Below are 20,783 nucleotides of genomic sequence, written 5' to 3' on the forward strand. Positions count from 1 at the left end.
CTCAGTTGATGCCGGACCGCAGCCTGCGACTGCTCACCCTCCCCCAGCAGTCGGCGCAGCCAGGGGAGCGCAGCACCGTGTTGCTGCGGGAGCGCCCCTCGTCCCCGCCCGACTCGTCCTCGGACCGGGGGAACGGCGGCGGGCAGGACGGCGCCCCCGACCAGGACAACCCGTTCGCACCGCCCCCGGAGGGCACGCCGGACCGCCCCTGGCAGCCGCGGCATCCCTCGGGCGACGGCGGTTCCCAGGGCGACGGCGAGCGGTCTCCCTGGGGCGGCCGGTGGAGCGACCGGCAGCCCGGCCGGTCCTCCGGCGGCTTCGGCGAGCGGCCCGGCTCGGGCGGCCCCGAGGCTCAGGGCGGCGGCCAGGGTCCGCGCTGGGACCCGACGGACCCCGCCCAGCGGCGTGCCCGCTACGCCCTGCTGAGCGGCATGTGGGCCCTCTTCTTCGCCCTCTTCACCTGGCCGTACGTCGCCCTGCTGCTCGGCGCCCTGGCCCTGTACTGGGGCATCAGCGCCCTGCGCACCAAGCCCCGCACCGCCTCCGACCCGAACACCCCGGCCCCGCCCCCCGAGCAGACCGGCCGTCCGCAGCGCACCGCCGCGATCAGCGGCCTGGTCACGTCGTCCCTGGCCATCCTCCTGGTCGCCGCGTCCTTCGGCGCCCAGCTGGTCTACAGCGACTACTACACCTGCCGCGAGGACGCCCTGACCCACGCGGCAGAACAGTCCTGCGAACGCCACCTCCCGGAACAACTCCGAGACCTCCTGGGCTCTACCGACTGACCCCTTCCAGCCCGTCCGGCGACCCCGGCCCGTCCGGCGACCTCAGCCTGTCCGGCGACCCCGGCCTGTTCGGCGACCCCGGCCTGTTCGGCGATCCCGGCCCGTCCGGCAATCTCAGCCCGTCCGGCGTTTGAGGACGAGGCCGTCCAGGCCGAAGCGCGGGTCTGGGGGCGGCAGCCCCCAGGGACGGGAATGGGAAGGGGCGGCGGGGGCGAAGGAATCCCCCCGCGTAACGCCCCGCACCCAGCGTCACCGCCCACCGGGAGCCGACTCCCCAGGGCCGTCGACCGGCAGAAGGTCATAAGCGACTCCACCATCGTCATCGACGTCGTACAACCCGTACGACCCCGGTTCATGATCCACCCCGCCCCCGCCCTCCGAGTCCTTCTCCCCCCGCCTCCACCACCGCACCGTGGACCGCACGGACAACACGGAGAACACAGAGGGCAGGCGCCGCCGAGAGGGCAAGGAACCCCCACCACCCCCGTCCCCCCGCGCGGCAGCGCCCCGCGCCCGCCACCCCCGCGCCACCACGGCCACCGGCACCGCCACCCCACCGATCCACACCACCGTCGCGCCCCCGGCCTGCCACCACACCGGCCCGAACCGGGCGAGCGCGGCGCTCCCGAGCGGCCCCCCGGCGAACGCGGCCAGCAGGGCGACGAGGACCGCGCACAGGACGGCGGCCACGACGGCGGCACCGGCCGTCCGCCGCCACGACCAAGCTCCGGTCACCCCGGCCCCCTCGGCCGCCCTGTCCTCCCCGCCAGCCCCGACCTCCCCGCCCGCCGCATCCACTGTGGCCGCCCGCGCCGTGAACCACCCCACCACCGCCCCCGCGACCAGCGGCACCGCCCCGGCCACCCAGTGCAGCGGCGTACCGGGCCCCGCGTCCGGCACCGCCGCCAGCAACGGGAACGGGGGCAGCAGCGGTGCCGGAGCGGAGGAGGCGGGGGCCACGACATGCCCGGCGCCGAGCACGAAGCCGGGGCCGAGGGCGTAGACCGCCGCCCACACCGCCGCGTTCGGCACCAGCGTCAGACAGAGCAGCAGCACGGCGAACCGCCCCGACCACCCCTCGGTCAGCCGCAGGAAGGCCTCCCCCGCGGCGGCCCCGTGCCACACCAGCGACACCGCGAGCAGCAGCGCGCCACCCCCGACGAGCACCGCCGCACCCGCGCCCGCGGCGCGCGTCGCGGCGCCCAGGCGCGCGTCCGGCTCCACCATCAGCTCCCGCAGCTTCCGGGGCAGCACGCGCAGCGCCCGCCCCACCGGTCCGCCCGGCCGGCCGAACGCCGTCCATACACCGGCGCCCGCCGCGCCCATGGCGACCAGCGGCAGACACACCACCGCCCACCACAACGAGGGCCGCAGGGCGCCCCCCTGCCCGTACAGGACGACGGGCGCGGCGACGCCGAGGTAGCCGAGGACGACCCCGGTCCAGGCCAGGCGCGCGGAGACGGGCGGCGGCCCGGAGTCCGGGGCGCCCGCCATCCACGCCGGGCGCACGCCGGCTCCCGCCTTCGGAGCCGCGCCGACGGCCACGCCCACACCGTCTCCGGGGTCCGTGGCGTCCCGGGCGGCGCGGTGCAGCAGCCACACCGGCAGGAGGACGAACAGCAACGGGGTGACGCCGACGGGCGCGGGAGTGCCGGAGAGCGTGTCGGCACGCACCAGTTCGGCCCCGTGCGCCAGCGTCCACAGCGCGGCGGCGACGTGGAGGGCGCCGCCGGACCCGCTGTCGGGGTACGGCGAACTGATCCACAGCAGCGTCACCAGCGCGGCACACGCCGCCAGTCCCAGCAGTGCCGCGAACACGCCTCCCAGCAGCCCGGCGGCCAGCCCGGGCGCACGGTCGCGCCACCGGGTGCGCAGGCGGGAGAGCGGGGCTGGACGGGCGGTCGTCTGGATCACGCCCGACATGGTCCCAACGACACGCGCTTTCCCGGCGTAACGAGCGAAGCCCCGTTGTGTCGCTCAATATATGTTTATGTACTTTTTCGTACGAAGGGGCGTCCTGTGACCCGCGGTCCCGCGACTCCGCTTCCCTCCCCCAAGGCACGCCGACGCCTGCGGGAGGCCGCCTCGCTGACACAGACTCAGCTGGCGGAGCGGGTGGGCGTCGCTCCCGGGACGGTCCGCGCGTGGGAGAGCGGCCGTACGACTCCGCGAGGCCGGAAGCGCGAGGCGTACGCGAAGCTGCTGAAGACGCTGGCCGAGGAGGAGGAGTCGGCGGCACGGCAGGCGGCACGGACGCCGCAGCCGGCACCACCGCCGAAGACGGAGCCGACAGGTGATCGGGCATCAGCCCCGGAAGCCTGCGCGGAGGCTGAAGCCGAGCCGGAGCCAGAGCCGGAGCCGGTGGCGATGCCGATGCCGATGCGGGAGTCGGCACCCGAGGCGCAGCCCCGGTCGACCCGCGAGCCCGTCCCCGAGCCGCGACCCGCGCCCGCCCCGCTGACGCCCGCTCAGGCCTTCGACGCGCTGTACGAGTTCAGCGCCCCCGCCCTCGTACGCCAGACCTTCCTGCTGACGGGCCGTCGCGAGCAGGCGCGCGAGTCGGTGGAGCGGGCGTTCCAGACGGCCTGGGAGCGCTGGCCCGAGGTCGCCCGCGACCGGGACCCGGTGGGCTGGGTGCGGGCGACGGCGTACGAGTACGCGCTCTCGCCCTGGCAGCGCTTCCGCCCGCGCCACCGGCACCCGGAGCCGCCGCCCGCCGACCCCGGCGACCGCACCCTGCTGAACACCCTGCTCAGGCTCCCTCCACGGCACCGCCGCACGCTCGTGCTGTACGACGGGGTGGGTCTGGACCTGCCCGAGACGGCGGCGGAGACGGAGGCGAGCACCCCGGCGGCGGCCCACCGGCTGCTGCGCGCCCGCGAGGCCGTCGCCGGCCGGCTGCCCGCGCTGGCCGACCCTCAGGTGCTGCACCGGCGGCTGGCCGAACTGGCGTCGAACGAGCGGCTGGGCGCGGCACGGCCGCCGACGGTGCGCAGGGGCGGCGAACGCCGGGCGAGGTTCCGGACCCGGGCGGCGATCGCGTTCACGGTCGCGCTCATCGGGACCACGGCCCTGACCGTACGTACCGCCCCCACGCACTACGAACCGCCCGTGTCCCCCGGGCAGGCGGTACGCGGGGTGCCGCCCAGGGTGGCCCCGGGCTCCCTGTCGGACGAGGAGCTGGAGCTGCGGCAGAAGCTGCGGGACCAGATGCAGGACGGTCCGGAGCGGCTGAGCCCGCAGCTCGAATGACGTGCCCCTGCCCGGCCCGGCGGTCCGGCGGCCGGGCCGTCCTGTGGCCGGTCGGTCCGGCGGCCGGGCGGTCCGGCGGCCGGGCGGCTTGGCGGCCGGAAACGCCGAGTGGCCCGGCCCCTGCGGACAGGGGGCGGGCCACTCGGTGTGAACGAACAGGCGCTCGGCCTGCGCGCGAGCCGGTGTCAGCCGGCCAGGATGGCGCGGGCGAGCTTCGCCGTCTCGGTCGGCGTCTTGCCGACCTTGACGCCGGCGGCCTCCAGGGCCTCCTTCTTCGCCTGGGCGGTGCCGGACGAACCGGAGACGATGGCGCCGGCGTGGCCCATGGTCTTGCCCTCGGGCGCGGTGAAGCCCGCGACGTAGCCGACGACCGGCTTGGTCACGTTGGCCTTGATGAAGTCGGCCGCACGCTCCTCGGCGTCGCCGCCGATCTCGCCGATCATGACGATCAGGTCGGTCTCGGGGTCGGCCTCGAACGCGGCGAGCGCGTCGATGTGCGTGGTGCCGATGATCGGGTCGCCACCGATGCCGACGGCGGTCGAGAAGCCGATGTCACGCAGCTCGTACATCATCTGGTACGTCAGCGTGCCGGACTTCGAGACCAGGCCGATGCGGCCCGGCTTGGTGATGTCGCCCGGGATGATGCCGACGTTGGACTGGCCCGGGGTGATGATGCCGGGGCAGTTCGGGCCGATGATCCGGGTCTTGTTGCCCTTCTTGCCGGCGTAGGACCAGAAGGCGGCCGAGTCGTGCACGGCGATGCCCTCGGTGATCACGACGGCCAGCGGGATCTCGGCGTCGATGGCCTCGACGACGGCGTCCTTGGTGAACTTCTCCGGCACGAAGATGACGGAGACGTTGGCGCCGGTCTTCTCGATGGCCTCCTTGACGGTGCCGAAGACCGGTACCTCGGTGCCGTCGAAGTCCACGGTGGTGCCCGCCTTGCGCGGGTTCACGCCGCCCACGACCTCGGTGCCGTCACCCAGCATGAGCTTGGTGTGCTTCATGCCGGTGGCGCCGGTCATGCCCTGGACGATGACCTTGCTGTCCTTGTTGAGCCAGATAGCCATGGTGTGTTGGTGTCCTCGTCCTGAGTGCTTACTTGGCGGCGGCGTGAGCCAGCTCGGCGGCCTTGTCGGCCGCGCCGTCCATGGTGTCGACGCGCTGGACCAGCGGGTGGTTGGCGTCGGTGAGGATCTTGCGGCCCAGCTCGGCGTTGTTGCCGTCGAGACGGACGACGAGCGGCTTCTCGACCTTCTCGCCGCGGTCCTCCAGGAGCTTCAGCGCCTGGACGATGCCGTTGGCGACCTCGTCACAGGCGGTGATGCCGCCGAAGACGTTGACGAACACGGAGCGGACGTCCGGGTCGCCGAGGATGATCTCCAGGCCGTTCGCCATGACCTGGGCGGAGGCGCCGCCACCGATGTCCAGGAAGTTGGCGGGCTTGACGTTGCCGTGCGCCTCACCGGCGTAGGCGACGACGTCCAGGGTGCTCATGACGAGACCCGCGCCGTTGCCGATGATGCCGACCTCGCCGTCGAGCTTGACGTAGTTGAGGTTCTTCTCCTTGGCGGCGGCCTCGAGCGGGTTGGCCGCGGCCTTGTCGTGGAGGGCCTCGAAGTCGGGGTGACGGAACTCGGCGTTGTCGTCCAGCGACACCTTGCCGTCGAGGGCGAGGACGTCACCGGAGGCGACCTTGGCCAGCGGGTTGACCTCGACCAGGAGGGCGTCCTCCTTGATGAAGGTGTCCCACAGCTTGACCAGGATGTCGGCGACCTTGTCGGCGACCTCGGCCGGGAACTTCGCGGCCTCGACGATCTCGCGCGCCTTCTCCGGCGTCACGCCGTCGATCGCGTCGATCGGGGTCTTGGCGACGGCCTCCGGACGGGTGGCCGCCACCTCCTCGATCTCCATGCCGCCCTCGACGGAGGCGATGGAGAGGAAGGTGCGGTTGGCACGGTCGAGGAGGAAGGAGACGTAGTACTCCTCGACGATCTCGGGGGCCGTCTCGGCGATCATCACCTTGTGGACCGTGTGGCCCTTGATGTCCATGCCGAGGATGTCCGTCGCGCGGGCGACGGCCTCGTCCGCCGAGGCGGCCAGCTTCACGCCACCGGCCTTGCCGCGGCCACCGACCTTCACCTGGGCCTTGACGACGGACTTGCCGCCCAGACGCTCGGTGATCTCGCGCGCCGCCTCAGGCGTGTCGATGACTTCACCGGCCAGCACCGGTACATCGTGCTTGGCGAAGAGGTCCCTCGCCTGGTACTCGAACAGGTCCACGCGCTTCCGTCCCTATCAGTGATCTCGCGGTTCGTTGGATGCGTGGGCGTGCCGCGAAGGGCAACGTGACGTCCGCTCTGAGTCACAAGGGGGGCGCACACGGTGTCCGAGCGCGCGGCATGTCCGTCTCGCAGGTTATCGCCGCTTGCGGGGGGTCTCTAAATCGTGGGTCACACCTGAGCGGTGATGCCTGTCACATGATGCCGCCCTCACTGGCACGGGGTGCCGGATGTGAGCGGCTTGCGGGGGCGCTCGGCCCCCGGGTGAAGGGCCTCACCGGGCTGGGGTTGGCCCGGTGAGGCCCGTGGCTCCCCCGGCGGGCCGCGTGAGTGCGGTCCGCCGGGGTGGGGTCGGTCGGTCCCCACCCCAATGGGGACCGACCGACCCGGGCCGCGGGGGTTCCGGCCGTCCGGCGGCCGACGGTTTTCGGCCGTCCGGGGCCGGCACCCCGCGGGGTCGGTGGGTGCCGCGGAAACGGGGGCCACGAGGCGCCGACGGCGTACACCGGACACCGGTGGGGTGTCGGGGGCGCGCCGGCACTGGGACGCCGAACCGTGGGAGCCGGACGCGGGACGTCCGGGCCCTGCGCTTCCCGCTGCGTTTCCCGCTGCGGCGGGTTCGGTGGATCCGTCGGGTGCGGCGGATCCGTCGGATGCGGTGGGTACGTCGGGTTCGGGGGGTACGTCCGGTGCGTCGGACACGGCGGCTGCGGCGGATACGGCGCTTGCGTGGCGGGCGCGGCGGCGGAGCGGCCGTTCTAGGCGGGAGAGACGGGGATGTCCCGGTACGGCTCTCGGACCCCGGCCGCGTCGGCTCGCTCCGGGGCGCCGGGCACGAGCCGGAACATGATCCGGGGCTGCGGGGCGACCGCGCGTGCGTCCCCGTGGCGCGGCGCCCCCTGGTCGGCGCCGGACGCGGTGCCGAGGGCGCCGTCGGGGTCGCCGGTGGGCCCGGGGTGGGCGGGAGCGTACTCGGTGTGCGCGATCCCTGCCGGGTGAGTGCGCATGGGAGCGGCGGGGGCTGCGGGGGCTGCGGTGACCGTTCCGAGGCCGGGCTTGGGCCCATAGCCGGCGGCGGGTGCCGGGCTGCCGCGTCCCTCGACGGCCGGGGAGCCGAGGGCACCGGACCGGTCCTCGGCGCCCGAGGTGTCCGCGGTCGCCCTCGGCGCGGGCTCGGTCCGCGGGTCCTGGACGTCCGGCGCCGAAGGGGCGGAGGGGGCGATCGGGTCGGTGAGGTCGGCGAGGTCTGCGAGGTCGGTGAGGTCGGGCACCTCGGTGAGGTCCGGCGCATCGATCGGGCCGGACGGGGCGGGGAGCAGCCGCGACGGCGGCACATCCGTCTGCACCGCCGCCTCAAGCCCTTCCAGGCCCTCTGTCACCGTCTGCGCCACCACGTCACCGACCGGTCGCACGACCCGTTCCCGCACGGCCCGGACGACTGGGCTCCGCGTCTCGGGCCGGCTCCCCGTCTGCGCGGGGACGTCGAGGACCCGCCCGACCGTGTCCTCCAGGGCTCCCGGCGCTCCGTCGGCCGCCTGCGCCCGCCCTCCGCAGAGCAGGCCGAGCACGAACAACCCGCCCACCAGCAGCGCCACATGCAGCGCACGCCGCCCGCCCGCCGTGCGCAGGACACGCAGGACGGCACCGGGCAGGGCTGCTGACCAGATCAAGAGGGGGAGGTACCTCCCGTGCGGCGGAACGGGCCACGCGTCGAACGTCGCATCGACACGCCGCGCGATACTCGCACGGGGATCCGCAGGTTGCGCAAGCTCCCTTCCGCCGATGGGCCGTCATATCCGTTTTGACCGCAGGAATCGGGTCACCCCGGATCGACAAATCGTCACCCGGCGTCGGGTATCGGCAGGGGGCGCCTCTCGAGCGCCGCCGCCATCACCTCCGGGAAGAGGTCCGGCGTGCAGGCGAAGGCCGGTGCGCCGAGCGCGGCGAGCGCGGCCGCGTGGTCCCGGTCGTACGCGGGCGTCCCCTCGTCGGACAGGGCCAGCAGCGCCACGAATTCCACGCCTGCCGACCTCATCGCCGCGACCCGCTTGAGCATCTCGTCGCGTATGCCTCCTTCGTACAGGTCGCTGATCAGTACGACCACCGTGTCCGCGGGCCGGGTGATCCGCGACTGGCAGTACGCCAGCGCGCGGTTGATGTCCGTACCGCCGCCGAGCCGGGTGCCGAAGAGCACGTCGACCGGGTCGTCGAGCTGGTCGGTGAGGTCGACGACGGCCGTGTCGAAGACGACGAGCCGGGTGTCGAGCGAGCGCATGGAGGCCAGCACCGCACCGAACACGGACGCGTACACGACGGACGCCGCCATCGACCCGGACTGGTCGACGCAGAGGACGACCTCCTTCTTCACCGAGTGGGCCGCCCGGCCGTAGCCGACGAGCCGCTCCGGCACGATCGTTCGGTGCTCCGGCAGGTAGTGCTTGAGGTTGGCCGCGATCGTGCGGTTCCAGTCGATGTCGTGGTGGCGGGGTCGGCCGGTGCGGGCGCTGCGGTCCAGCGCGCCGGTCACCGTGGCACGGGTGCGGGTGGCGAGGCGCTTCTCCAGGTCCTCGACGACCTTGCGCACGACGGTCCGCGCCGTCTCCTTCGTCGTGTCGGGCATCGCCTGGTGCAGGGAGAGCAGGGTGCCGACCAGGTGCACGTCGGCCTCCACCGCCTCCAGCATCTCCGGCTCCAGCAGCAGGGTGGCGAGCCCGAGCCGGTCGATCGCGTCCCGCTGCATGACCTGGACGACGGAGGAGGGGAAGTAGCTCCGGATGTCCCCCAGCCAGCGCGCCACGGCCGGTGCGGAGGCTCCGAGCCCCGCCGCCCGGTCCTTCCCGGACCGGGGTGTGCCGTTCCCCTTCCCGTAGAGCGCGGTGAGCGCGCCGTCCATCGCGGCGTCCCGTCCGGAGAGCGCGTGGCCGGTCCCGTCGGCCGGGTCGCCGCCGAGGACGAGACGCCACCGCCGCAGCCGCTCCTGGGCCGCCCCGCCGTCCTCCGGCCCGGTCGAGGACGTGCGTCCGGCCGTGCGCGCGCTCAGCTGCCCGGTCGTCTGCCGTGGCACGTGGCCCGTCATGTCTCCACCCCCACCAGGTCGTCGTCCCTCACCAACTCGCCGTCCCTGACCAGGTCGTCGTCCCTCGCCAACTCGCCGTGCCTGACCAAGTCGTCGTCCCTCGCCAACTCGCCGTCCCTGACCAAGTCGTCGTCCCTGGCCGAGTCGTCGCCCCTCGCCGGCTCGTCGCCCCCGGCCGGACCGTCGCCCCCGGCCGGACCGTCGCCCCCGGCCGGACCGTCGCCCCCGGCCGGACCGTCGCCCCCGGCCGGACCGTCGCCCCCGGCCGGACCGTCGCCCCCGGCCGGACCGTCGTCCCCGGCCGGATCGCCGCCCCCGGTCGGACCGTCCTCACCGGCCGGGTCCCGGCCCAGGAGCAGCCGGACCACCGGCAGCACCGCGTCGGCGCGCGCGGTGTCGAGGCCGGCCGCGAAGCCCGGTATGCCGAAACCGGCCGCCGTCACGCTCCCCCGCGCCCGCGGCCCGCGTCCGACCAGCTCGCCGAGGCTGCGGCGCACTCCCGGCTCGTAGGCGGAGAAGGTGCGGCGCAGCAGGGGCAGTACGTTCGTGAACGCGTCCGCCGGCACGCCGGTCAGCCAGGAGTCGATCAGGGCCAGCAGCCGCTCGTCGTGCAGGAGGAGCATGCCGCCGCCCGAGCCGCCGCCGACGAAGCCCTCGATCCAGGCCGCCGCGTCCGCCGGCGGGGTCCCCGGGGACAGCGCCAGGCCCATGAGCCGCCCCGCCTCGTCCGGGGCCAGCTCGCCGTCGTCCAGCAGGAGCCGTACGGCACGCCCGCGGACGACGCCGGGCACGGTGTCCCGCGCGGAGAGGGTCCGCAGCACGGTTCGCCAGCGGGGCCGCAGGTCGCCGTGGCGGGGCGTGGGGGCGTCGCCGAGCAGGCCCACGGCGGTGTGCACGGCGTCCACGTGGCGGCGCATCTCCTCGGCCGCGTCGGTGTCCAGGGCCGCGCAGGCCGCGGGCAGCCCGACGAAGACGCGCTCCGCGAGACCCGCGGCGACCTCGGCCAGCGCCCCGGTGTCCGTGCCGCGCACATCGCCGTAGCGCAGCGCACGGACCAGGGCGGGCAGGGCCTCGGCGAGGTGGCCGACGTCCGTGTCGAGTGCCGCCCGGTCGGCGAGTATCCGCATCACCGGCGCGAGCGCGTCCGGCAGTTCGGCCAGCAGACAGCGTTCAGCCAGCGCGGTGACCTCGGCGAGACCCCGCGCGGTGAGGGCGTCCGCCTCGGCCCGGGCGGTGGCGGCGGAGAGCACGGTCGTGCCCCACACCCCGGCCTCGGCGACCCGCACCGAAAGCTCCGGCTCCCACCGCAGCCGCCACGTCTCCCGGAACGTGCCCGTGCTGCGGGACGCGACCGGCTCGCCCCAGCCGACGCCGAGCAGCCGCAACCGGTGCAGGAGTCTGCTGCGGGCGGCGTCGGTCTCCTTGCGCAGGTCGAGTTCCAGCTCGCGCTCCGCAGCCTCCGGCTTGAGCCGCAGCCGCCGCTGGGTCCGGGTCAGGTCCCGCTGCAGCGGCACCGCCGGTGCCCCCGCCGGGACCTCGCCCAGTACGTCCCCCACCACCAGGCGGTCGTGCACCAGCGCCAACGGCACGTCCGAGCCGTCGCACAGCACCGCCCGCACGGCGTCCGTCGTCTCGCTCAGGCCGGGCAGCGGCCGGCCACGGAGCACCGCGAGCGCGTCGGCCAGCCGCGCCGCCTCTATGACGTGCGCCGGTGAGACGACCCGGTCCTCCTCCCGCAGCAGTCCGGCCACCCTGGTCAGCCATCGCTCGACGGGCCGGTCGGCCGCGGCGAACAGATGCCCGTACCAGCCCGGCGACTCGATGCCCGCCCCGTACCCGCCGGCGCGGGACAGTCTGCGGTGGGTCCAGGGCACCCAGGTCATGTCCACCTTGGTCCGGGGCAGCCCCTTCAGCAGGGCCCGGTCGGCCGTGACGGCCGCCTTGCGCCGCAGCGCGGGCACGTGCCAGGCCCCGCAGACCACGGCCACGCCCCGGGCGAACTCCCGCCGCGCTGCCCGGACCTGGAGCCGCATGTGGGCTTCCCGCACGAGGTCCCGGTCGTACGCGCCGCCCTCCTCGCCGTCCGCCCCGGTCTCGCGGAGTGCCGCCATGGCCTCCTCGACCGCCGTGAACGGAGCGAACACGCCCCCCTGTCCCGCGCCCCGGTGCTCGATCACGTCCTCCCACCAGCGCTCGGGGTCGTCGTGCCCGGCGGCCGCGGCGAGGACGGCGAGCGGGTCGCCCCGGACGTCCGGGGAAGCCGCACCGGGTTCGTCCTCCGTGTTCCGGCCGTCCGCTTGACCCTCCGCCTCCGCCTCCTCGTCCGCCGCCCGCAACGCCAGCGTGTGTGCGGCGGGGAGGTCGATGAAGCGGGCCGGAACGTCGTGTTCCAGGGCCCAGCGGAGGGCCACCCACTCGGGGGAGAACTCGGCCATCGGCCAGAACGCCGAGCGGCCGGGCTCGTCCACGGCGTGGGCGAGGAGTGCGACGGGCGGCCGCATGTCCTCGTGGGCGGCCAGTGGGATCAGGGCGTCGGCCTCCGGCGGCCCCTCGACCAGCACGACCCCCGGCCGGGCCGCGTCGAGCGCGGCCCGCACCGCGCGGGCCGATCCCGGACCGTGATGACGTACGCCCAGCAGCAGCGGCCGACCTCCTGTTTCGCCGGTACCGTCCGGCCCGCCGGACGCGCCGCTCGGGCGTCCCGCGCCGGCCCGGTCAGCGCCCGCCATGCCGTCCCCCTCGCCTGCGGGTCCAGCTCGAGTCCCCGTCGTCCCCCGTCGTGGCGGCCGCCGCTGCCCCCGCCCCGCGTCCCGTCCACGCCCCGGTGCCCTTCACGCGGACACCTCCCGGCAGGCCCGGTAGAAGTCCTGCCAGCCGTCGCGTTCGCGTACGACCGTCTCGAGATACTCCTGCCAGACGACGCGGTCGGTCCCCGGGTCGCGGACGACCGCGCCGAGGACGCCCGCCGCCACGTCGCCGGGCCGCAGCACCCCGTCGCCGAAGTGGGCGGACAGCGCGAGACCACCGGTGACGACGGAGATCGCCTCGGCCGTGGACAGCGTGCCGCTGGGCGACTTGACCTTCGTACGGCCGTCGCCGGTCAGTCCGTCGCGCAGCTCGCGGAAGACGGTGACGACCCGGCGGATCTCGTCGGTGCCGTCGGGGGCCGACGGCAGGTCGAGGGAGCGGCCGATCTGGTCGACGCGGCGCGTGACGATGTCGATCTCGGCCTCGGCGCTCTCCGGCAGGGGCAGCACGACGGTGTTGAAGCGGCGGCGCAGGGCGCTGGACAGGTCGTTGACCCCGCGGTCGCGGTCGTTGGCGGTGGCGATGAGGTTGAAGCCGCGGACCGCCTGCACCTCCTCGCCCAGTTCCGGTATGGGCAGGGTCTTCTCCGACAGGATGGTGATCAGGGTGTCCTGGACGTCGGCCGGGATACGGGTCAACTCCTCCACCCGGACGGTCATGCCCTCCGCCATGCCCCGCATCACCGGGCTGGGCACGAGGGCGTCCCGGCCGGGGCCGTGGGCGAGGAGCTGCGCGTAGTTCCAGCCGTAGCGGATCGCTTCCTCCGGGGTGCCGGCCGTCCCCTGGACCAGCAGGGTGGAGTCGCCGCTGACGGCCGCGGCGAGGTGCTCGGACACCCAGGTCTTCGCGGTGCCGGGCAGGCCGAGCAGGAGCAGGGCGCGGTCGGTGGCGAGGGTGGTGACGGCGACCTCGACGATGCGGCGCGGGCCGACGTACTTCGGGGTGATCACGGTGCCGTCGGGCAGGGTGCCGCCGAGCAGGTAGGTGGCGACGGCCCACGGCGACAGCTTCCAGCGGTCCGGCCGCGGACCGTCGTCCTGCGCGGCAAGTGCGGCCAGTTCGGCCGCGAAGGCGTGCTCGGCGTGCGGCCGCAACACCTCGGCCCCGGACGTCTGCTCCACGTATACGGGCATGGCTGACTCCCCCTCCAGCTAGACCGGTTCGATCTGCCGTCCACGGTGCACCACGCCACTGACAATCGCCCTGACCTGCGCAAACACTGTCGATCGGGTCATTGTCAGTGGCGGGATCTACCTTCGATGGCATGGCTCGACGACGGGTGCCACCGGACCGCAACACGGGTTCCGGCACGGGTATCTGACGCGGCGCCACGCGGGAGGGCGGCGAGCTCGGCCCGGCGAAGGCCGGGGTCCGGGGCGGGGACACGACGAGGGGAGGTGCGAGGGCCGTGCAGGGACCGAACGGGGTGGGTGCGGTGCCGGAGGCGGAGGTGCCGGTCGGAGGGGAGCGGCGCGTTGACGGCCGGCACGAGCACGCGGAGGAGACGACGGCCGCGGGCCCGCCCGCTGCCACGTCCACGGCCGCGACCGGGGACCCGGAGGCGGCGCGGCGCCGGGCGGAGCGGCGGGCCGAGCGGATCACCGCGGGCGCGACGGAGCTGGAGCAGCGTCTCGTGGACCTCCTGCGCGGCGGTCTGGCCGGCGCCGAGCAGGCGGGGGGCGGGCTGTGGGAGGAGACGGCCGCCCGCATGGTCGACGCCCAGGCGCCCGGCCTGGCCTCGCGCGTACGGGAGCTCGGGTCCATACCGTCGTCGGGGCCCGGCTGGCCGGTACGGCTGCTCGAGGAGTGCGCTCTGCTCCACCTGCTCGACCAGGGCTGGTTGCGCCGCGAGCAGCTGCCGGACGGCCTGGCGGCGACGGTCCGATCACGCGTGGGCCTGAAGGCGGCCGCGGACGGCCCGCCGGTGCGGGACCACTGGCTGGTCCTCGCCCAGTACGACACCGCGGACGCCAGGCTGACGACCCGTCGCGTCTGGCTGCACGGCGCGGAATCGGACCGCACGGCGCTGCTCCTCTCCTACGGGGCCGCGGGCCGGGCACCGGAGCTGACGCTGCCGGTGGGGCTGGCCCTGGACGCGGAGCTCTCGGCGTATCCGGATGCGGGACGGCAGCGGGCGGCCCTCGGCCGGTGTTTCGCACCGCCCGAGTCCACGCCGATACGCCCGAGAGGGCTCACGACCGCGCAGGCGGCCGTCCGTTACGGCGAGGCCCTCCGCGACGATCCGTGGCTGGACTCGGTGCCGGTGGCCCTGGACCGGGTGGTTCCCGTACCGGACGGCGACGGCTGGCAACTGGCGGACGCCGACGGGGACACGGCACTGCCGCTCACCCGGACCACGGCGAGCCAGTCGGGCCTGTGGCGGCTGGTCGCCCTGTCGGGCGGTGCGCCCGTCACGGTCTTCGGCGAGTGCGGCCACCGGGGCTTCACACCACTGACGGCCTGGCCGGCCGGACCGGGCCCGGCAGTAGCGCTGAGCTGACCCGTCCCGGGCGACGGGACAGGAACGGAACGGAGGGGAACCACTTGACCAGGACGCCCACCCCCACGGACAGGTCCGCACCGGGGGCCACCGCGCCGGGGTCAGCCGTCGACCCCACGGCCTCGACACCGCCGCCCGCGCCGGCACCTGGCATCGGGCCTGTGGCCTCCCCGGCGCCAGAAGCCACCGCACCCGGCGTGTGGGAGGAGCTGGTCACCTCGGCGCTGCTGGGCACGGACCGGCGTACTCCGCCGGGCGGCGGGCGCGGGTCGGGTGCCGCGGCCGGGTTGCTGGACGCGGCGGCCGCGGAGACCGTTCGCCGGCGCGCAGGACTGCGCCCGGCCCACGCGGCCCGGCGCCCCGAACCCGCGCCCGAGGACCCCCGCCCGCCGCTGCCGGCCGCGGCTGCCCGACGCCTCACGATGCTGCTCGCCGACCGCCCCGGTACGGCGGGCGGCGGCCGCAGAGGCAGCGCCCCCGACCTGATGGAGCTGCTGCCCCAGTGGCTGGCGACGGCGAACGCCCGCGGTTTCGCGGCGCCGCCCCAAACGCTTCCGGCGCTGCTGGACGCGGCACGAGGCCGTACGGACCTGCGACCGGCGGCGCTGACCTTCGCGGGGCCCCGTGCCCTGTGGCTGGCCCGGCTGAATCCGGACTGGCGGTTCGCCCTGCGCGCGACCCACGGCGGCGTTGCCGCACTGTCCGGTTCCGCGGCCACGGAGCGGGTGCGGCGGCTGTGGGACGAGGGCTTGTTCGCCGAGCGGGTCGCTCTCCTGGCGTCCCTGCGCGCCCGCGACCCCGCCGGCGCGCGCGAGTTGCTCGCGTCGACCTGGGCGACGGAGCGGGCCGAGGACCGCCTGATGTTCCTGGACTCGCTGCGGAGGGGGCTGGAAGCGGCGGACGAGCCCTTCCTGGAGCAGGCGCTGGCCGACCGCAGCCGCAACGTCCGGGCCACGGCGGCGGAGTTGCTGTCGGCACTGCCGCACTCGGCACTGGCCGCGCGGATGGGTGCGCGGGCCGCGTCGTGCGTGTCCCTCGACCGCACCCTCACCCCGCCGGCGATCGTCGTCGAGGCGCCCCACGAGTGCGACGCGGGCATGGAGCGGGACGGCGTGGTGGCCAGACCGCCCGCAGGCCGGGGTGAACGGTCCTGGTGGTTCGGCCAGTTGACGGAGGCGGCCCCGCTCGCCACCTGGCCGGACCGGCTCGGGGGACGTACGGCCGAGGAGATCGTGGCTCTGCCGGTGTCGGAGGGGTGGCAGAGCGAGCTGCACGCCGCGTGGTGCCGCGCGGCGGTACGACAGGGCGACGGCGTCTGGGCGAGGGCCCTGCTGGGAGCGCCCACGGCGCCCGAGGCGGGCGGTCCGGGCGCGGTCTCCCTGGCCGAGCGCGCCAAGTTGCTCGGCACGCTCGACGCCGGTGAACGCGCCGAGTGGGTGGCCGGGTTCATCGCGACGCACGGGCTGTCCGAGGCGTTCCAGCTGCTCGGCATGTGCGCGGTGCCGTGGGCCGCCCCACTCGGCCGGGCAGTGGTCGACGCGCTCAACATCGCCCGGGACGCCGGTAGCTATCCGTGGAGTTTCAGCGGCGTCATGGGCCTGGCCGAGCGGTGCCTCGACCCCTCGGAGGCGGGCCGCCTCGACGGCCTGCTCGCGATACCGGACGAGCCGGAGGACGCGTCGCCGGGGGCAGGAGGGTACTGGGCGGAGGCGTTCCAACGGCTGGTCAGGACGTTGCGGTTGCGGGCGACTATGGCCGAGGAGCTGCGGGCGGGGTAGGGAGGACGCTGCGACCGGCTCGGGCCGTGCCGTCGTACCCGGGCCGGCAGCCCAGGACCGGGGGCCCGACGGCCACGGGGGCGGGCCATCCCGGGAGCCAGGCACCGCGATGCCCACCGGCACACGACTCCGCACCCACCGGCACACGAACTCGGCACCTACCGGTGCGCGGTCCCGCACCCCGCCAGCCCACGAATCGGCACCCGCCGGCGCCCGATTCCGCACCCACCGGCACACGACTCGGCACCCGCTGGCGCGCGATTCTGCATCCCGCCGGCGCTCGGTTCCGCACCCACCGGTGCGCGGTCCCGTACCCACCGGCGCCCGGTTCCGCACCCGTCGGCACACTCGCCCGCCGCCGTCCGCGCCCGAGCGCGCCCCCGCCGGGACGCCACCCGCGGCCACGGCGGCCCCGAGGCGGCGTGCCCGAGGCGGCGTGCCCGAGGCGGCGTGCCCGCGTCGGCGCCGGCGCGGGATCCGCACCGGCCCGGCGGGCGGCGGCCGGACTACGCCCCCGCGTGCTCCCGCACGTTCGCCCGCACCCAGTCCACGATGGACGCCGTGGTCGCACCGGGCGTGAAGATCTCCGCGACGCCCTTCTCCTTCAGCGGGGCGATGTCCGCCTCCGGGATGATCCCGCCGCCGAAGACCAGGATGTCGGCCGCGTCGCGCTCCCGGAGCAGCTCGATCACGGCGGCGAAGAGCGTGTTGTGCGCACCGGAGAGGATGGACAGCCCGATCGCGTCGGCGTCCTCCTGGATCGCGGTGTCGACGATCTGCTCGGGAGTCTGGTGGAGCCCGGTGTAGATGACCTCCATACCGGCGTCGCGCAGGGCCCGCGCGATCACCTTGGCCCCGCGATCGTGGCCGTCGAGCCCCGGCTTGGCCACCACCACGCGGATCGGACCGGCTGCCACACCCATCACTGCCTCCATGAAGCGACTACATCCATCCGTACCGACAAGTACCGCACACTTCGCGTCTCGCGGCGCGGAGACCCCGCACCACAGCGTCCGGGGAAGTGAACGAACGTTATCTCCAGCATCCCGCAACCGGCAGTTTCGCGGTGGATACAGAGGGGGAAATCACACGGAGGGACACGTTCGCCACGCACCGCTCCGCGGGCGCGGCGGCACTTGCGCACGGAGCACCGCAGCGAGGGCGGCACAGAACTGCGGCGAGCGAGCCTCGTCGCCGATTCACCACACGCAGGCCACGCACACCATGCACACCACGCAATCCACGGGTCTCACCGGACCCACTGGGCTCCGAGACACGTCTAAACCTCGCTAACACCACCAATCACTGGTGTCACGGCGCTCCACGAGGGCACACGGGGGACAGAGGCGTCCCTGCGCGTGCCGACAGGAGGTCGGCCCATGAAGGTCACCACGGCAGCACTGCCCCTTCTCCCGCTTTTCCAGCGTCTCCTGCCCGATCTGCCAGGGCTTCCAGGGCTCCCCGGACTCCCCGCGATCCCCGGGCTCCCTTCGATTCCGGGGCTGTCCGACGTGGCAGCGCTTCCGGGCCGGCTGACCGGCCTCTCCCTGACCTTCCTGAAGGCGAGCGCCCTGGAGGCGGCGATCCTCGCCGGGCACCTTCTCCTGTATCCGTCCGGGATCATCCAGGAGCGCCGGCCCGCCCGGGCCCTGCGCCCGACGGACACCCACGCCCCGCAGCCTTCACCCCCGGCCCCCAGGCTCCCGGCGCCCGCCAGTCCCCCGGTCGTCCTGCTGCACGGCTTCATCGACAACCGCTCGGTCTTCCTGCTGCTGCGCCGCAGCCTGGCCCAGCACGGCAGGCACGAGATCGAGTCGCTGAACTACTCCCCCCTGACCTGCGACATCCGCACCGCCGCCGAGCTGTTCGGCCGGCACGTCGAGGAGATCTGCGAGCGGACGGGCAGCGAGCGCGTCGACGTCGTCGGGCACAGCCTCGGCGGCCTGATCGCGCGCTACTACGTGCAGCGTCTCGGAGGAGACCGCCGGGTGCGCACCCTCGTGACGCTCGGCACTCCGCACGCCGGCACCAAGGTGGTCCCCCTGGCGAACGCGCACCCGATCGTGCGCCAGATGCGCCCCGGTTCGCCGGTGATCGAGGAGCTGACCCGCCCGGCGCCCGGCTGCCGTACGCGGTTCGTCAGCTTCTGGAGCGATCTGGACCACGTGATGGACCCGCTGGAGACGGCCTGCCTCGACCATCCCGACCTGAGCGCGGAGAACGTACGGGTGAGCGGCATCGGACACCTCGCGCTGCCCGTGCACCCCGCCGTGGCCACGGGGATACGGCAGGCGCTCGACACCGCCGAACCGGACACGGGAACCGAAACGGGCACGGGACCGGGCAAGCCCGCCGGCGGACTCACCGTCGCCTGAGCCCGGGCACCGGGCGGGGCAGAACACGAAACAACCCGTTCGGACTCGAACAAAGGTCGAACACAAACCCAAACTCGTGCCCGCCCTCCCCCAGAACACGGCCGATTGCCCGTTTCCTTCGCGCGCGAAACCTGCGGAAGATTGTCGTGCCCGTATACCGCCGGGTACAGTCGCCGCACTGCTCTCGCAGCCCCTGTTGTCGAGGCGAAAGAGAAGTTGGTGAACGACCGTCACCCGTCGGGGACCAGGAACACCCCGGCTTCGGCTTCCGACGCCGCTTCGGCGCAATACGCGTCGTACGGCACAGGGGAGGCCCAGTACGGCGACCTCACCACGTACGGCGGATACGACGCCACCGGTTTCGCCACCGGCGGTTCGGACACCTCGGCCTTCGACGCGGACCCCCTGTTCGGCAGCATGCCGGGCCACTACACCGGCACCCACGAGACCACGGGCTCGTACGACGCCACCCAGTGGTCCACCGGCGGCGCGCAGACCCTCCACTACGACGCGTACGCGGCCCAGCACCAGGCCGCTTACGACACCGGCGCCTACGACACGACGACCTGGACGGCCGGGTACGAGCAGCCGGGCTCCGTGTCGCCGCAGGCGACGGGAACCGAGGCCACCGGGCAGTGGGACACCGCCGCCTGGAGCCCGCCGGACCAGTCGGCCGATCCGGCCGACGGGACCCAGCAGTGGCAGTGGGGCACACAGACCTTCGAAACCGCCACCTTCGAAACCGGCGCATTCCAAACCGGCTCCTTCGCGACCGGCACACACGACACCGGCACGCACGACACCGGCGCCTTCGAGACGAGTGCCTTCGCGACCGGCACGTTCCACACCGGCGCGTTCGCGGGCGGTCCGGTGGACACCGGCGCCTACGACGCCACGCAGTGGAACGCGGACGGCACCGTCACCGACGTGGTCGAGGAGACGGCGCGGCCGGCCGAGCACCCCGCGTCCGACGCCGCCACGCCCGACGCCGCACCCATGACCGGGGACGCTCAACCGTCCGAGTACGAGGGCGAGTTGGCCGCGACCGGTGAACTCCCCACCGTGACAGCCCTCCTGGACGACCAGGAAGAGGTCACGACGGCCCCGCGGATCCCGGCCGCACGCACCGGCTCCCGCGCCGGGGCGCGTTCCCGTCGCCGCCCGCCCGCCAAGCGCTCCGCGCTGCTGACCATCGCGGTGCCCTCGGCCTGCGTGATGAGCGTCGCCGGTATCGCGGCCGCCTCCGTCGGCAGTCTGACGGGCGACGAGGGCACGGACAGCGCGGCGTCCGCACCGGACCCCGGCAACGCGAAGGCCGCGCCGGTGAAACCGTCCGCCGCCAACAACAAGCTGGACACCCAGCTCACGAGCCTCGCCGCCGGAGCCGACGACTTCGCGGACCGCGCCAGCCGTACTCAGGAGCGCATCGACCTCAAGGCCGAGCAGGCCGCCGAGAAGAGGCGCGCGGCGGAGGAGGCGGCCCGCAAGGAGCGGCTGCGCCCCAAGTTCGCGCTTCCGGTGGAGCAGCACGGCCTCAGCGCGTACTACGGACAGGCCGGCATCAACTGGATGTCCGTCCACACCGGCATCGACTTCCCCGTGTCGTACGGGACGAAGGTGATGGCGGCGACCGACGGCACCGTGCGGACGCAGTACAACAGCGCGTACGGCAACATGATGATCGTGACCGCGAAGGACGGCACGGAGACGTGGTACTGCCACCTCTCCAGCTACCAGGTCCCCTCCGGTACCACCGTGAAGGCGGGCGACGCGATCGCGTTCTCCGGCAACTCGGGCAACTCCACCGGCCCGCACCTGCACTTCGAGGTGCGCCCCGCGGGCGGCTCGTCGATCGACCCGCTGCCGTGGCTGCGCAGCCACGGCATCAACCCGACGTGACGCCGTAACGTCTCAGCAGCCGGCCGGG

At 74.4% G+C, this 20,783-nt stretch carries 14 protein-coding genes; 6 read left to right on the forward strand and 8 right to left on the reverse strand.

Annotation, left to right across the window (positions count from 1 at the left end; genetic code table 11):
• Positions 1-8: 8 nt before the first annotated feature.
• Complete coding sequence (locus D1J63_RS14175; RefSeq protein ID WP_125629157.1) at positions 9-785, forward strand: hypothetical protein; 777 nt, start codon at positions 9-11, stop codon at positions 783-785.
• Positions 786-1,034: 249 nt separating this feature from the next.
• Here D1J63_RS14175 and D1J63_RS14185 read toward each other — a convergent pair whose 3' ends face one another.
• Entirely contained in the window at positions 1,035-2,708 is a 1,674-nt protein-coding gene (locus tag D1J63_RS14185; protein WP_125629159.1) for a DUF6350 family protein, read from the reverse strand.
• A gap of 96 nt (positions 2,709-2,804) precedes the next feature.
• On the opposite strand from D1J63_RS14185, the gene D1J63_RS14190 reads away from it, so the two are divergent.
• Positions 2,805-4,037, forward strand: a complete 1,233-nt coding sequence (locus D1J63_RS14190) for a helix-turn-helix domain-containing protein (protein ID WP_164712837.1) — start codon at positions 2,805-2,807, stop codon at positions 4,035-4,037.
• A gap of 185 nt (positions 4,038-4,222) precedes the next feature.
• Here the strand turns inward: D1J63_RS14190 and sucD are convergent, their stop codons facing one another.
• The 6 genes from sucD to D1J63_RS14220 all read right to left on the reverse strand — a co-directional run bounded on the left by sucD (position 4,223) and on the right by D1J63_RS14220 (position 13,336).
• Positions 4,223-5,107, reverse strand: coding sequence for a succinate--CoA ligase subunit alpha (gene sucD, locus D1J63_RS14195; protein ID WP_061442950.1), 885 nt, complete (start codon positions 5,105-5,107; stop codon positions 4,223-4,225).
• A 28-nt stretch (positions 5,108-5,135) separates the two neighbouring features.
• Entirely contained in the window at positions 5,136-6,320 is a 1,185-nt protein-coding gene (gene sucC, locus D1J63_RS14200) for an ADP-forming succinate--CoA ligase subunit beta (RefSeq protein ID WP_102928842.1), read from the reverse strand.
• Positions 6,321-7,077: 757 nt separating this feature from the next.
• A complete protein-coding gene (locus D1J63_RS14205) occupies positions 7,078-7,989 on the reverse strand; it encodes a hypothetical protein (protein ID WP_125629160.1) in 912 nt (303 codons plus the stop codon).
• Positions 7,990-8,159: 170 nt separating this feature from the next.
• A complete protein-coding gene (locus D1J63_RS14210; RefSeq protein WP_241235560.1) occupies positions 8,160-9,395 on the reverse strand; it encodes a VWA domain-containing protein in 1,236 nt (411 codons plus the stop codon).
• Positions 9,392-12,124 (reverse strand): DUF5682 family protein, encoded by a 2,733-nt coding sequence (locus tag D1J63_RS14215; RefSeq protein ID WP_241235561.1) that lies wholly within the window; start codon positions 12,122-12,124, stop codon positions 9,392-9,394. Before D1J63_RS14215 ends, D1J63_RS14210 begins: the two co-directional genes overlap by 4 nt.
• Before the next feature lie 102 nt (positions 12,125-12,226).
• Positions 12,227-13,336: an AAA family ATPase gene (locus D1J63_RS14220; RefSeq protein ID WP_125629161.1), complete on the reverse strand. Its 1,110-nt coding sequence runs from the start codon at positions 13,334-13,336 to the stop codon at positions 12,227-12,229.
• Positions 13,337-13,611: 275 nt separating this feature from the next.
• Here D1J63_RS14220 and D1J63_RS14225 point away from each other — a divergent pair, with 275 nt between their 5' ends.
• Positions 13,612-14,703, forward strand: a complete 1,092-nt coding sequence (locus D1J63_RS14225) for a hypothetical protein (RefSeq protein WP_240798716.1) — start codon at positions 13,612-13,614, stop codon at positions 14,701-14,703.
• A 152-nt stretch (positions 14,704-14,855) separates the two neighbouring features.
• Positions 14,856-16,481 carry a DUF5691 domain-containing protein gene (locus D1J63_RS14230; RefSeq protein ID WP_164713180.1) on the forward strand — a complete coding sequence of 542 codons (1,626 nt, stop codon included), beginning with the start codon at positions 14,856-14,858 and terminating at the stop codon, positions 16,479-16,481.
• Positions 16,482-16,987: 506 nt separating this feature from the next.
• On the opposite strand, the gene D1J63_RS14235 is transcribed toward D1J63_RS14230, so the two are convergent.
• On the reverse strand, positions 16,988-17,404 hold the full coding sequence (locus D1J63_RS14235) for a cobalamin B12-binding domain-containing protein (RefSeq protein WP_007444094.1): 417 nt from the start codon (positions 17,402-17,404) through the stop codon (positions 16,988-16,990).
• A gap of 456 nt (positions 17,405-17,860) precedes the next feature.
• On the opposite strand from D1J63_RS14235, the gene D1J63_RS14240 reads away from it, so the two are divergent.
• Together D1J63_RS14240 and D1J63_RS14245 are read left to right on the forward strand one after the other, a co-directional pair.
• On the forward strand, positions 17,861-18,856 hold the full coding sequence (locus D1J63_RS14240; RefSeq protein WP_125629163.1) for an alpha/beta fold hydrolase: 996 nt from the start codon (positions 17,861-17,863) through the stop codon (positions 18,854-18,856).
• Between the two features lie 219 nt (positions 18,857-19,075).
• Positions 19,076-20,755, forward strand: coding sequence for a peptidoglycan DD-metalloendopeptidase family protein (locus D1J63_RS14245; protein WP_125629164.1), 1,680 nt, complete (start codon positions 19,076-19,078; stop codon positions 20,753-20,755).
• The last annotated feature ends 28 nt before the right edge of the window (positions 20,756-20,783 follow it).

This window comes from Streptomyces sp. KPB2, from assembly GCF_003950055.1.
GTDB lineage: Bacteria > Actinomycetota > Actinomycetes > Streptomycetales > Streptomycetaceae > Streptomyces > Streptomyces salinarius.

What these genes read in the sequence shown, in the direction of transcription:
- D1J63_RS14175 (WP_125629157.1), top strand. Translation starts at nt 9, where the DNA reads ATGCCGGACCGCAGCCTGCGACTGCTCACCCTCCCCCAGCAGTCGGCG.
- D1J63_RS14185 (WP_125629159.1), bottom strand. Translation starts at nt 2,708, where the DNA reads ATGTCGGGCGTGATCCAGACGACCGCCCGTCCAGCCCCGCTCTCCCGC.
- sucD (WP_061442950.1), bottom strand. Translation starts at nt 5,107, where the DNA reads ATGGCTATCTGGCTCAACAAGGACAGCAAGGTCATCGTCCAGGGCATG.
- D1J63_RS14210 (WP_241235560.1), bottom strand. Translation starts at nt 9,395, where the DNA reads ATGACGGGCCACGTGCCACGGCAGACGACCGGGCAGCTGAGCGCGCGC.
- D1J63_RS14215 (WP_241235561.1), bottom strand. Translation starts at nt 12,124, where the DNA reads ATGGCGGGCGCTGACCGGGCCGGCGCGGGACGCCCGAGCGGCGCGTCC.
- D1J63_RS14220 (WP_125629161.1), bottom strand. Translation starts at nt 13,336, where the DNA reads ATGCCCGTATACGTGGAGCAGACGTCCGGGGCCGAGGTGTTGCGGCCG.
- D1J63_RS14235 (WP_007444094.1), bottom strand. Translation starts at nt 17,404, where the DNA reads ATGGGTGTGGCAGCCGGTCCGATCCGCGTGGTGGTGGCCAAGCCGGGG.
- D1J63_RS14240 (WP_125629163.1), top strand. Translation starts at nt 17,861, where the DNA reads ATGAAGGTCACCACGGCAGCACTGCCCCTTCTCCCGCTTTTCCAGCGT.